Source organism: Vibrio sp. 2433-A1 (assembly GCF_056726085.1).
In genome coordinates, this window is the sequence record NZ_JBRESC010000002.1 from 142,714 (window position 1) to 155,350 (window position 12,637).

Here is a 12,637-nt window from a genome sequence, read left to right on the forward strand (position 1 = left end):
TAGGTTGTCAATACACAAGTGGCATAAAGCGTTAGTCTATCGCGTGGTTATTTGGGAGTGAAAGCTTCAAGATAGATGTTTATTGTCCGTGTTTGATAGCTTTTCTTGTTCTTCATCGTCATCATCGCGATTTTCGATAACGCCGTGTTTTTCTTTCCACTTTTCCCAGCGGTCAAAAGCGAGCTCTTGCATATCGGTGGTGCGGTCAGCTTCGTCGACAATCTCTTCACCGACAAGGTGTTCAAACACATCTTCTAGGGTCAAGATGCCTTGAATTGTACCGTACTCGTCAACCACCATTGCTAGTTGCAGACGGTGAGCCATCATCTGCTCAAACGCTTTTGGTAGAGCAATCGTGTTGAATAGCACGTGCACTGGACGCATCACGGCACCTAGCTGCTTCTCGCCACAACCGGCTTGCTGAAGCTTAAATAGTTCTAAGCGATGGACAAAACCAATGATGTTGTCCGTTGATTGGCTGTAAACCAGCGGGCGCGAAAACGGCGTTTCTTTATGTTTATCCAGAAATTCGTTAATCGACATCTCAGCATCGACGCGAAACACCACTGGACGAGGCGTCATGACTTGTGTAACCGGTACGTCTTGAATCCCTAGTAGGTTAGTAAGGATCTTCGATTCACCCTCGGCAAACTCACCGCTCTCTTTTGCTAGTAGCGCCATGGCAGACAACTCATCACGCATTTTTGGCGCTTCATGACCGCTTGCTAGACGTTTAGTGATTTGTTCTGAGAACCACACAAATGGCGTTAATGCCCATACCATCCAACGTAATATGGTTGCAGCCATTGGCGCAAGTTGGCGCCAATATGTTGCACCGATGGTTTTTGGCACAATTTCAGAAAATAGCAGAACGGCAAAAGTGAGTACCGCAGAGAACGCCCCTAACCACTGACTACCAAATACGACAGATGCTTGCGCGCCAGCAATAGCCGCACCAATGGTGTGAGCGATGGTGTTAAGGGTAAGGATCGAAGCCAGAGGTCGGTCGATATCTGTTTTTAGCTTTGCCAAAGCGTCAGCAGCAGGGTGGCCTTGCTGACGCAATTGAGCGATATAACTTGGTGAGATACTCAGAAGAACCGCTTCTAATACGGAGCAGATAAACGATACGCCAATCGCAACAGAGACGTATATAGTTAGCAACAACATAAGTGTCCTATGTAGGTTTATCCCCACCATAAACTTTGCATGAAAAGTCTGACTTTTCGAACCTGTGCATGATTACAGTGGACATTTTGTATTCGCATTAAGCCCCGCACTATCAGGCTTTACGGACTTTTGCTGATGTATAAATAAGGCCTAATGAGGTTAAAAACAAGTATTAACTGATCCTTCCAGAGTAACAAATTGTGAGTCAATACTCAGAATACGGTTAAAAGTACGTCATGAAAGCTAAAGATCGCTTACAAACCTTTGCCAGATAGGGCATTTATGATTTAGAGTGAGTTGAATTCGATAACATATGAGAAGGGAAACCTAATGAACAAGACCCAATTAATCGACTTTATCGCAGAGAAAGCAGATTTATCTAAAGCACAAGCTAAAGCTGCTCTTGAAGCGACTCTTGAAGGTGTGACTGGCGCACTAAAAGAGGGTGACCAGGTTCAACTAATTGGTTTTGGTACATTCAAAGTTAACCACCGTGCAGCACGTACTGGCCGTAACCCTAAAACTGGTGACGAGATCCAAATCGCTGCAGCGAACGTTCCTGCTTTCGTAGCAGGTAAAGCACTGAAAGACGCAGTAAAATAATTAAATACTGATTTCAGAGTTTTACACTCTAGATTGTATATAATACGCCAAGGTAGTCTTTCCTATCTTGGCGTATATTTGTTTTATGACTATGAAAAAAATACTTCTTCCTTCACTAATCGCTTCTTTGCTTATCGGTTGCTCATCGAGTGTACCGACGCCAAATCTTGATCAGTTCTCCAACTATACTGGTGGACAGAAGATGGGTGATGCGACCAGTTTATATTGGTATACGGAGCGTCTGACCTCCCCTCACACGGCGGCCGATTATGTCGCAGCTGGCGATTATGGTTGGTATAAAACCGACTACCGATGGGATGACGGTAAGCTGCGAGAACTGATTCGTGAAGGTGAACAGCTTAAAGATACCGAGCTAGTGCCATATCGCATTCATGTGCGCTTTAACAAAGACGGCGATGCGATCTATCAGCAACATAGGCTAGATGGGCGAGTGTTGCCGCTTAAGGCGGATAAAATTGCTTGGTTAAAGCAAGAAGCACTCAACATTGCTGATGTTGCCAAGCAGCAAAGTAGTAATGGGACGAGACTGATTCAAGGCTATTGGGATGGAACCAGCTTCGATGCGTGTAATGGTAAGAGTTACGAGCAGGTGGAGTTCAATGAGACGTTGCCAAGCTTTGTTGTGAACCGTTTATCATCGGTCGATAGCTATGCGGCGTTTATTGGTTCAACACGCAGCAATAAAGTGGTTGTGAATGAGCTGCTTATGTTGTCTGATGACAGTCATGATTGTATTGAGCGTCCAAGCTTAATTGAAGAATAAGCTTACGTTTAACAGATAAACAAAAGGCGCTCATTGAGCGCCTTTTTACTTCTAGTCAGTTAGCCAAACTGAAATTGTTATTTATTTCTCTTGCTCACGTGCAATCGCGCGGTAGCCGATGTCGTTGCGGTGGAACATACCATTCCAGCTAACCTGCTTAGCCAGTGCGTATGCTTTCTCTTGCGCTTCGGAAACACTGTTACCGAGTGCCGTTGCACACAGTACTCGACCGCCATTCGTCACCACTTCACCCGCAGCGTTATTTGCGGTACCAGCGTGGAAAATCTTCTGATCGTCAGCGTGCTCATCTGGTAGTGAAATCACATCGCCTTTCGCGTAGTCAGCAGGGTAACCGCCAGCCGCTAGGACGACGCCGATAGATGCGCGAGGATCCCATTTAGACTCTGCTTCATCTAACTTCTCATCGATCGCCATTAGGCATAGCTCAACAAGGTCAGACTCCATACGCATCATGATAGGTTGTGTTTCTGGATCACCGAAGCGGCAGTTGTACTCGATGACCTTCGGCGTGCCATCTTTGTCGATCATAAGACCCGCGTAAAGGAAACCTGTGTATGGGTGACCTTCCGCATCCATACCGCGCACGGTAGGGTAGATAACTTCTTCAAGAATACGCTCATGGATTTCAGGTGTAACAACAGGAGCAGGAGAGTAAGCCCCCATACCGCCAGTGTTAGGGCCTGTATCTTTGTCGCCGACACGTTTGTGATCTTGGCTGGTGGCCATTGGTAGAACGCTTTGACCGTCAACCATCACGATGAAGCTCGCTTCTTCACCTTCAAGGAATTCTTCGATAACCACGCGGCTACCGGCTTCACCGAATGCATTGCCAGCCAGCATGTCTTTGATTGCGTCTTCTGCTTCTTTTAGAGTCATCGCAACGATAACCCCTTTACCTGCAGCAAGACCGTCAGCTTTCACTACGATAGGAGCGCCTTGTTCACGGACGTAAGCTAGAGCTGGCTCAATTTCAGTGAAGTTGGCATAAGCGCCTGTTGGGATCTTGTGGCGCGCTAGGAAGTCTTTGGTGAATGCTTTTGAGCCTTCTAGTTGCGCAGCCGCTTCGGTTGGGCCGAAGATCGGTAGACCAGCTTCGCGGAAAGCATCAACCACACCGATAACTAGTGGCGCTTCAGGGCCAACAATCGTTAGTTCGATTTTCTTCTCTTGAGCGAAAGCAACCAGCTCAGAGATGGCTTCAACGTCGATGTTTACGTTCTCAAGCTTTGGTTCAAGCGCTGTACCTGCATTACCAGGTGCAACAAATACTGTCTCAACATTTGGGTTTTGTGCTGCTTTCCAGCCTAGTGCATGCTCACGACCGCCAGCACCGATGATAAGTACGTTCATTTTAAATCCTTCAATCAAATTGCTTAGCTTCGAGTATCGAGTAGAGAGCTTCGAGTGATTGCTGTTGACCGTACTCGTTGCTCTCGACTCTGCGCGAAGCGCTCTCGTATCTCTCTAATGACGGAAGTGACGCATTCCGGTAAAGATCATCGCCATACCATGTTCATCTGCTGCAGCGATAACTTCGTCATCACGCATAGAGCCGCCAGGTTGGATAACACACTTAATGCCCGCTTCTGCAGCTGCGTCGATACCATCACGGAATGGGAAGAACGCATCTGATGCCATTACGCAACCTTCAACCTGTAGACCTTCGTCTGCAGCTTTGATACCTGCAATCTTCGCTGAGTACACGCGGCTCATTTGGCCAGCGCCGACACCGATAGTCATGTCGCCTTTCGAGTAAACAATTGCGTTTGATTTCACGTATTTCGCTACCTTCCAGCAGAATAGCGCGTCTTTTAACTCTTCTTCGGTTGGTTGGCGCTTAGACACTACTTTAAGGTCATCTAAGCTAACCATGCCTTGGTCACGGTCTTGAACCAGTAGGCCGCCGTTAACGCGTTTAACATCAAAGCCAGTCGTTTTAGTTGTCCACTCGCCACATTCTAGTAGGCGAACGTTCTTCTTAGCTGCTACCACTTCAATTGCTTCAGCTGATACAGAAGGGGCGATGATGACTTCAACAAATTGGCGCTCAACGATAGCTGTTGCTGTTTCTGCGTCTAGCTCTTGGTTGAAGGCGATAATGCCGCCAAATGCAGACGTTGGGTCAGTTTTGTAAGCACGGTCGTAAGCTTCTAGGATGCTACCACCTAGTGCGACACCACATGGGTTCGCGTGCTTAACAATGACACATGCTGGCTCGTCAAATTCTTTCACACACTCAAGGGCGGCGTCAGTGTCGGCGATGTTGTTGTAAGAAAGCGCTTTACCTTGAATTTGGCGAGCTGTCGAAACCGATGCTTCTTCAGGGTTTGCTTCAACGTAGAAAGCTGCGGCTTGGTGGCTGTTCTCACCGTAGCGCATGTCTTGTTTTTTCTCGAACTGTTGGTTGAACGTGCGAGGGAACTTGCTCTCTTCGTCACCCTCTTTGTTCTCTCCGTAAGAAGGAACCATAGTGCCGAAGTAGTTAGCGATCATACCATCGTAAGAGGCTGTGTGCTCAAATGCTGCGATAGCGAGGTCGAAGCGAGTCTCTAGAGTGAGAGATTTCTCGTTTGCGTCCATTTCAGCGATAACACGCTCGTAGTCGTGAGCATTCACAACGATAGTCACGTCTTTGTGGTTTTTCGCTGCAGAGCGAACCATAGTTGGACCGCCGATGTCGATGTTCTCAACCGCATCAGCTAGCGTACAGCCTTCTTTTGCTACTGTTTCTGCGAATGGGTATAGGTTTACTACAACCATATCGATCGGGTTGATGCCGTGCGTTTCCATCACTTCATCGTCTTGACCGCGACGGCCTAAGACACCACCGTGAACTTTAGGGTGCAGAGTCTTAACACGACCGTCCATCATTTCAGGGAAACCAGTGTAGTCTGATACCTCAGTTACAGAGATGCCTTTTTCTGCTAGTAGGCGAGCCGTACCACCAGTTGATAGAATATCAACGCCACGGTTAGCTAGAGCTTGGGCAAACTCAACAATACCAGTTTTGTCTGATACGCTGATCAGAGCGCGGCGAATAGGACGAGCGTTAGTCATGCTTCAATTCCTCAAAGTCACAGAGTTAATATGAAAGATAAAGATATTTGCCAAAAATGAACTTGTTTCTACTATTGCTACGTCTAGCTGAGCAGAATATTGGCCAGTTTTGGTAAAGACCTTTCCAGTAAATACTGGTGATAGAATAGTCTCTGAGTTTGATGGCGCACATTCTAACTAATTTATTACAAAAAAGCTCGCGCAATCGTTTGGCATCGCAAAATTAATTGCAAAAACCTTGTCTTTATCGGTAAAAAGTAACGAAACAGTTAATAGGAAAAGTTATGTTTCAGATTGGAGAACTGGCAAAAAACTGTAATGTGACCGCAGATACGCTGCGATTTTACGAGAAAAACCAGTTAATCAAGCCTGCAGGTCGCAGTGAGTCAGGTTATCGTCTTTATAATGAAGACAACCAAAAACAGGTCAGCTTTATTCTTAAAGCGAAGGATTTAGGGCTAAGCCTTGAAGAGATTCGCGAACTGCTGGAAATTAAATTGGAAGCTACCGAGCACAGCTGCGCGGAAGTGAAGGCAATTACAACGGCAAAACTTTCAGTGATTGATGAAAAAATCACTGAACTGACACGGATTCGCTCGGCACTAAAGAAAATCAACGATGCCTGCTGCGGCCATATCGATGATGATGCCAGCCATTGCTCTATATTGGGTGCACTCGCAAGCGAAGAACAGCCCGCATCAATTTGCTGTAAGAAGTCGTTTAAGAAGCTTTAAGAATGGTGGTTTTTAGCTCAGTATTGGTCTGGATGTCAGGTAAGTTATCGTAGTAGATCGTCACCTGATTACGCCCAGTTTGCTTGGAGTAGTACATCGCTTTATCGGCTTGCACTAATAGTTCGCGAATAGAGCTAACTTGGCTATTAACTTCTGCAATGCCGATGCTAACCGTCGGGTAGATAATATGGTTATCGACTCGACACGGTGTGGTTTCTATCGATTGACGAATACGCTCTGCGATATCGTAGGCTTGAATTGCATTGGTATGTGAAAGTACTATCCCAAATTCTTCACCACCTAATCGACCAATGTAGTCGCTTGAGCGAATGAGCCCTTGGCAGATCTGTGCAACCTGAGTGATCACTTCATCGCCTGACAGGTGGCCGACCTGATCATTGATCTCTTTAAAATGGTCAATATCGACCATTAAGCAGGAAAGTAGTGGTTGATTCGGATGATCGAAAGCTTTTTCGAGGCCCAGAGTAAAGGCTCGGCGATTGAGCACTCCGGTAAGCTCATCCGTTTCTGCTTGGCGTTTTAGCTCCACTTCTTTTTGGTGTGCTTGGGTGATCTCTTTCTCTTGCCACAGAACGTAACGCTGACCGTTTGATAGTGTGACCGGTTTAAATGTCGCTTCAAACCAACGTTCTTCGACCTCTTCCCACTCTTGCAGCATTTCAATAGATAGTTGCAGCAATTGACTAGGATTCAATGAATAGCGTGAAGAGCAGTGACTTCCCTGAGAGAGAGCGATCTCAAAGCAATCCTTCAAGTGTGTTGCAATAGCGCAAGGCGCTTGGTCATAGAAAACTTGGGTATTGTTGAGAGGGTAGGGAATACCTGTATGGTCAGCGTCACTGAATGCATCAACGATGAGCCCTTGATGGTCAATCACGATCAGACGTTCTGGCAGCTCTTTAAGGAGCAGGCTCAGCCATTCTTCTCTTTGCATATCAACCATGTAAATGGACCTATCCCTAGACGTAATTAGTCATTATATATCGACTAAAGTAGGGTGCAATCGTAATGGATCACAGTTTGGTGAATGTTTAACCACATGACATCGATCGTAACAATATCGGCAGTCAATAAAAAAAACGGACTCAAAGGTGAGTCCGGTTTTCAATTTTAATCATACCGAATGAACGATTAGTTCATGCCGTATTTTTTAAGTTTTTTGCGAAGAGTACCGCGGTTGATGCCCATCATAGTTGCTGCGCGAGTTTGGTTACCGCGAGTGTACTGCATGATAGTATCTAGTAGTGGCTGTTCAACTTCAGCTAGAACTAATTCGTATAGTTCAGTTACTTCTTGGCCGTTTAGTTGAGCCAAGTAGTTTTTAAGAGATGCTTTAACAGAGTCACGCAAAGGCTTTTGAGTAATCTGGTCTTGTGACGTTACTGTAGTTACTGTTAATGCTTCTGAAGTCAGATTTTGTTCGAACATATTCGGTCTAGCTCTTCTCTTAATTATGATGCAACGTTTACCCGTCATATTTGAAGCTGTAGCTTCAACTATTTAGGCTTTATCAAAATACTCTTCTAACGCTTCAAGTTGCAGCTCAGCTGCGTCGATGGCGTTGAAGGTACGGCGAAACTCACTTGCCTGTTCATGCTCTTTTAGATACCAGCCAACGTGCTTACGCGCGATTCGTGGGCCTAAATACTCTCCATAGAAACTATGTAGGGCATTCACATGACCAAGCAGGATGTCTTTCACTTCCGAGTAAGGAAGATCAGGCATCGAGGTGCCGGTTTCCAAAAAATGTTGGATTTCCTGGAAAATCCACGGACGACCTTGGGCAGGGCGTCCAATCATTAAAGCGTCTGCCCCTGTGTACTCTAGGACAAATTTCGCTTTCTCTGGGCTATCGATATCACCGTTAGCAATAACCGGAATAGAGATCGCTTGTTTTACCGCTTTAATGCTGTCGTATTCGGCCTCACCTTTGTACATACACGCTTTCGTACGCCCATGAAGGGCCAAAGCTTGTATGCCGCAGTCTTCGGCTAATTTAGCGATTTGGACGCAGTTTTTATTATCCGTGTCCCAGCCAGTACGGGTTTTCAATGTCACAGGGACATCCACGGCGTTCACTACAGCTTGCAGAATATCTTTAATAATATCTGGGTACTGTAGCAGCGCTGAGCCGGCTAGCTTCTTATTCACTTTCTTTGCTGGACAGCCCATGTTGATATCGATGATTTGCGCACCGTTTTCAACACTAAACTGAGCAGCGTCGGCCATAAGTTGTGGGTCGGCTCCCGCAATCTGTACAGAGCGAATGCCCGATTCGCCTTCATGCACCATGCGTTGCTTCGACTTTGACGTTTTCCATAGCTTTGGGTTTGACGACATCATTTCACTGACGGCCATCCCAGCACCATAGCGGAGGCACAACTCACGGAATGGTCTATCCGTTACGCCAGCCATAGGGGCAACGATGAGATTGTTCTTAAGTTGGTGGTTTCCGATTTTCAAAACGTCTTCACAGCTTAGTACCAGCAAGGGCGCGCATTTTACGCATTTTTTTGCGCTGTGAAAAGACTAATATTTGAGCATTTACAAATTGTTTTCGCAAAATGCCCAAAAATCAGTCAATTAGCTCGCAAAGTCTTATCTAGCCTTGCTTGCGACCAGAGATGCGACACCATTCACTTTGCTCTTTGATAGGATCAATGTGAAGCTCGTCACGGTAGTAGTTCGCAACATCTTCAGCTTGCGTATCCAGTACGCCTGACATCGCAAGCTCACCATTTGGCTTAACCAGAGACTTAATAATCGATGAAAGATCGCGCAGTGGACCAGCCAGAATGTTGGCTACTACAACGTCAGCAATCAGGCCTTCAGGTTGGTCTTGAGGTAGGAAGACTTCCAGTTGGTCAGCAACGCCGTTACGCTCGGCATTGTCTTTTGAAGCTAGTAGTGCTTGAGGATCAATATCGATCCCGATAACTTTTTCAGCACCCAGTTTGATCGCGGCGATCGCCAAGATGCCAGAGCCACAACCAAAGTCGATGACGGTTTTGCCAGTAAGGTCTAGGCCTTCAAGCCACTCAAGACATAGCGCTGTCGTTGGGTGAGTACCTGTGCCAAATGCGAGACCTGGATCAAGCATCACGTTGACCGCGTTAGGTTCTGGGATTTCGCGCCAGCTTGGGCAAATCCATAGACGTTCACCGAACTTCATTGGGTGGAAGTTATCCATCCATTCGCGTTCCCAATCTTTATCTTCAAGCTGCTCGACTTTGTAAGCGAAACCTTCAGTCAGTAGCCCACTTAGCTTGGTTTGCTCAAGAATGAACTGAGTGTCTGCCTCAGCGTCATACAGCGCGAGGATATCCGTATCACCCCAAAGACGAGTTTCACCCGGTAGAGGCTCGAATACAGGCGTATCTTGTGCGTCTAGAAAGGTGACAGACAGCGCACCAGTCTCTTCCATAAGCATATCGCCGATCTGTTCAGCGTTTTCATTGGTCGCATTGAGTTTGATTTGAATCCAAGGCATGAGTATGAGCTCTTTACATTGATTGATGTGATTTGGCGCAGAGTTTAGCAGAAAACGGGCGTTTTTATAGGTTAATAAATACCCTAAAACAAAAATGCCCACCGAAGTGAGCATTTTAAAATAGAATCAGAGTTGCTAGTTGCTAGAGAGAATGTATTCTCGTAACTCGTAACTCGTAACTCGTAACTCGTAACTTTACACTTACTGTAGACCTAGTTTCTTCTCTAGGTAATGAATGTTAGCACCGCCGTGTTGGAAGTTTTCATCATTCATGATCGACTCTTGTAGAGATACGTTCACTTTGATGCCTTCAACAATCATTTCGCTTAGTGCATTCTTCATGCGAGCAATGGCTACATCACGGTTCTCACCGAAAGTGATCAGCTTACCGATCATTGAGTCGTAGTGAGGTGGGACTGTGTAACCCGTGTAGATGTGCGACTCCCAACGAACACCCATACCGCCAGGAGCGTGGAAGCGTTCAATCTTACCTGGAGAAGGCAGGAAGCGCTCTGGGTCTTCAGCATTGATACGACACTCGATAGCATGGCCGCGGATCTTAATGTCATCTTGAGTGAATGACAGTGGCTGACCTGCAGCAACACGTAGCTGTTCTTTAATTAGGTCAACGCCAGTCACCATTTCAGTTACTGGGTGCTCAACCTGAATACGCGTGTTCATTTCAATGAAGTAGAATTCGCCGTTTTCGTATAGGAACTCAAACGTACCTGCGCCGCGGTAACCGATCTCTAGACATGCACGAGTACAACGTTCGCCGATGTATTTACGCATCTCTTCAGTAATACCTGGAGCTGGTGCTTCTTCAACCACTTTCTGGTGACGACGCTGCATTGAACAGTCACGTTCACCTAGGTGGATTGCACCGCCTTGGCCATCAGCAATCACCTGAACTTCAACGTGACGTGGGTTTTCTAGGAATTTCTCCATGTAAACCATATCGTTGTTGAAGCACGATTTTGCTTCTGCACGTGTCATTGCGATTGCTTCTGTTAGCTCTTTCTCAGAACGAACAACACGCATACCACGACCACCGCCGCCACCAGAGGCTTTGATGATTACTGGGTAGCCAATGCGTTTCGCGTGTGCTTTGTTTTTCGCTTCGTCATCATCCAAAGGACCATCAGAACCCGGTACACAAGGTACGCCTGCTTTTTTCATTGCTGTGATAGCAGAAACCTTGTCACCCATGATGCGGATTGTTTCCGCTTTTGGACCAACAAAGATAAAGCCGCTGCGTTCTACTTGCTCTGCGAAGTCTGCGTTCTCAGATAGGAAGCCGTAGCCTGGGTGAATCGCAACTGCGCCTGTTACTTCTGCCGCTGAAATAATGCGAGGGATGTTTAGGTAGCTGTCGATACCACGAGCAGGGCCGATACAAATCGCTTCGTCTGCAAGCAGTACGTGTTTTAGGTCACGGTCAGCAGTTGAGTGAACCGCAACTGTTTTGATGCCTAATTCTTTACATGCGCGAAGGATACGAAGTGCAATTTCACCTCGGTTCGCGATGACTAATTTATCTAGCATAAGAGAGAGCCTCTATTATTCGATAACAACAAGTGGTTGGTCGAATTCAACTGGTTGGCCGTCTTCAACTAGGATTGCAGTTACTACGCCAGACTTGTCAGCTTCGATTTGGTTCATCATCTTCATTGCTTCAACGATACATAGCGTGTCGCCAGCGCTAACGCTTTGGCCAACTTCTACGAATGATTTCGCGTCTGGACTTGGAGAACGGTAGAAAGTACCTACCATTGGAGAAAGAACTTGGTGGCCCGCAGGAACTGCTGGTGCTGCCGCTTCTGCTGCTGGAGCAGGTGCCGCCGCTGGTGCAGGTGCTGCTACAGGCGCAGGTGCTGCAGCGTAGTGTACAGGTGCTGGTGCCGCTGTACCGTTACGGCTGATGCGTACCGACTCTTCACCTTCAGAGATCTCTAGCTCAGCAATGCCAGATTCTTCTACTAACTCGATAAGCTTCTTGATTTTACGGATATCCATTTTTTCTTTCTCTTTTATCTTGTGAATAAGACAGCTCCGTAGAGCTGCAGAGTGTTTGTTTACTTTTAAAGTAATTAAGTTACTTTGCCTGCAATTGTTTGATTGCTGCAGACAGAGCGAATTCGTAGCCTTGAGCACCTAAACCACAAATCACCCCTTCTGCTTTATCAGACAGGTAAGAGTGATGACGGAAAGGCTCTCGGGCATGCACATTAGATAAGTGCACTTCGATAAATGGGATCGCAACGCCAAGTAGGGCGTCTCGCAGTGCCACACTGGTGTGTGTGAAAGCTGCTGGGTTGATAATGATAAAATCCACGTTGCCATAAGCTGCGTGGATTCGTTCAATCAGTTCGTACTCGCGATTTGACTGTAGATGTTCCAGTTCTACACCTGCAAGTTCTGCTTGTTTGGCCAGTGAATCGATGATTTGTGCAAGCGTCTGAGAACCGTAATGTGCCGGTTCACGTAGCCCCAACAAGTTCAGATTTGGACCGTTTAAGACAAGAATGCGTGATTTTGCTGTCATTGTGTCGCTATCTTCCTAATACATGAGACGAACTTAGATATTCCCATATTATCGCGGATTCAGCATGATTTCTTTGTAAGAAATTTGTCTGGATCTTTGAAATAGACCCAGATTATAGCTAATTCAGCACATTTAGCAGCAATTTACTGGTCTAATCACCCAGAAGAGTGGGGCGATTTTGCTACCAAGGTAACAAAACTGGTCACTTTCGA

Annotated in this window: 13 protein-coding genes; 3 read left to right on the forward strand and 10 right to left on the reverse strand. The window is 46.4% G+C overall.

Going from position 1 to position 12,637, the window contains the following annotated elements:
• Positions 1-66: 66 nt before the first annotated feature.
• Entirely contained in the window at positions 67-1,170 is a 1,104-nt protein-coding gene (locus tag ACU01J_RS03125) for a CNNM domain-containing protein (protein WP_481084374.1), read from the reverse strand.
• A 330-nt stretch (positions 1,171-1,500) separates the two neighbouring features.
• On the opposite strand from ACU01J_RS03125, the gene hupA reads away from it, so the two are divergent.
• Both hupA and ACU01J_RS03135 read left to right on the forward strand, forming a co-directional pair.
• Entirely contained in the window at positions 1,501-1,773 is a 273-nt protein-coding gene (gene hupA, locus ACU01J_RS03130; RefSeq protein WP_004410720.1) for a nucleoid-associated protein HU-alpha, read from the forward strand.
• A 91-nt stretch (positions 1,774-1,864) separates the two neighbouring features.
• Entirely contained in the window at positions 1,865-2,557 is a 693-nt protein-coding gene (locus tag ACU01J_RS03135) for a DUF1481 domain-containing protein (RefSeq protein ID WP_481084375.1), read from the forward strand.
• 81 nt (positions 2,558-2,638) lie between these two features.
• Here the strand turns inward: ACU01J_RS03135 and purD are convergent, their stop codons facing one another.
• A complete protein-coding gene (gene purD, locus ACU01J_RS03140; protein WP_481084376.1) occupies positions 2,639-3,928 on the reverse strand; it encodes a phosphoribosylamine--glycine ligase in 1,290 nt (429 codons plus the stop codon).
• A gap of 114 nt (positions 3,929-4,042) precedes the next feature.
• A complete protein-coding gene (gene purH / locus ACU01J_RS03145) occupies positions 4,043-5,635 on the reverse strand; it encodes a bifunctional phosphoribosylaminoimidazolecarboxamide formyltransferase/IMP cyclohydrolase (protein WP_481084377.1) in 1,593 nt (530 codons plus the stop codon).
• Positions 5,636-5,919: 284 nt separating this feature from the next.
• Here purH and zntR point away from each other — a divergent pair, with 284 nt between their 5' ends.
• The gene (gene zntR / locus ACU01J_RS03150) at positions 5,920-6,369 is read left to right on the forward strand and encodes a Zn(2+)-responsive transcriptional regulator (protein ID WP_481084378.1); all 450 of its coding nucleotides are present in this window, start codon (positions 5,920-5,922) and stop codon (positions 6,367-6,369) included.
• Here the strand turns inward: zntR and ACU01J_RS03155 are convergent.
• The 7 genes from ACU01J_RS03155 to aroQ all read right to left on the reverse strand — a co-directional run bounded on the left by ACU01J_RS03155 (position 6,356) and on the right by aroQ (position 12,425).
• Positions 6,356-7,333, reverse strand: a complete 978-nt coding sequence (locus ACU01J_RS03155; RefSeq protein ID WP_481084379.1) for a GGDEF domain-containing protein — start codon at positions 7,331-7,333, stop codon at positions 6,356-6,358. The genes zntR and ACU01J_RS03155 overlap by 14 nt on opposite strands.
• A 188-nt stretch (positions 7,334-7,521) precedes the next feature.
• On the reverse strand, positions 7,522-7,818 hold the full coding sequence (gene fis, locus ACU01J_RS03160; RefSeq protein ID WP_000462885.1) for a DNA-binding transcriptional regulator Fis: 297 nt from the start codon (positions 7,816-7,818) through the stop codon (positions 7,522-7,524).
• A 72-nt stretch (positions 7,819-7,890) separates the two neighbouring features.
• A complete protein-coding gene (dusB, locus tag ACU01J_RS03165; RefSeq protein WP_481084380.1) occupies positions 7,891-8,853 on the reverse strand; it encodes a tRNA dihydrouridine synthase DusB in 963 nt (320 codons plus the stop codon).
• Positions 8,854-8,992: 139 nt separating this feature from the next.
• Positions 8,993-9,880: a 50S ribosomal protein L11 methyltransferase gene (prmA, locus tag ACU01J_RS03170; protein WP_481084381.1), complete on the reverse strand. Its 888-nt coding sequence runs from the start codon at positions 9,878-9,880 to the stop codon at positions 8,993-8,995.
• A 201-nt stretch (positions 9,881-10,081) separates the two neighbouring features.
• Positions 10,082-11,425, reverse strand: coding sequence for an acetyl-CoA carboxylase biotin carboxylase subunit (gene accC, locus ACU01J_RS03175; protein ID WP_481084382.1), 1,344 nt, complete (start codon positions 11,423-11,425; stop codon positions 10,082-10,084).
• A gap of 15 nt (positions 11,426-11,440) precedes the next feature.
• Complete coding sequence (accB, locus tag ACU01J_RS03180) at positions 11,441-11,896, reverse strand: acetyl-CoA carboxylase biotin carboxyl carrier protein (protein ID WP_481084383.1); 456 nt, start codon at positions 11,894-11,896, stop codon at positions 11,441-11,443.
• Between the two features lie 79 nt (positions 11,897-11,975).
• Positions 11,976-12,425 carry a type II 3-dehydroquinate dehydratase gene (gene aroQ, locus ACU01J_RS03185; RefSeq protein WP_481084384.1) on the reverse strand — a complete coding sequence of 150 codons (450 nt, stop codon included), beginning with the start codon at positions 12,423-12,425 and terminating at the stop codon, positions 11,976-11,978.
• Positions 12,426-12,637 lie beyond the last annotated feature (212 nt).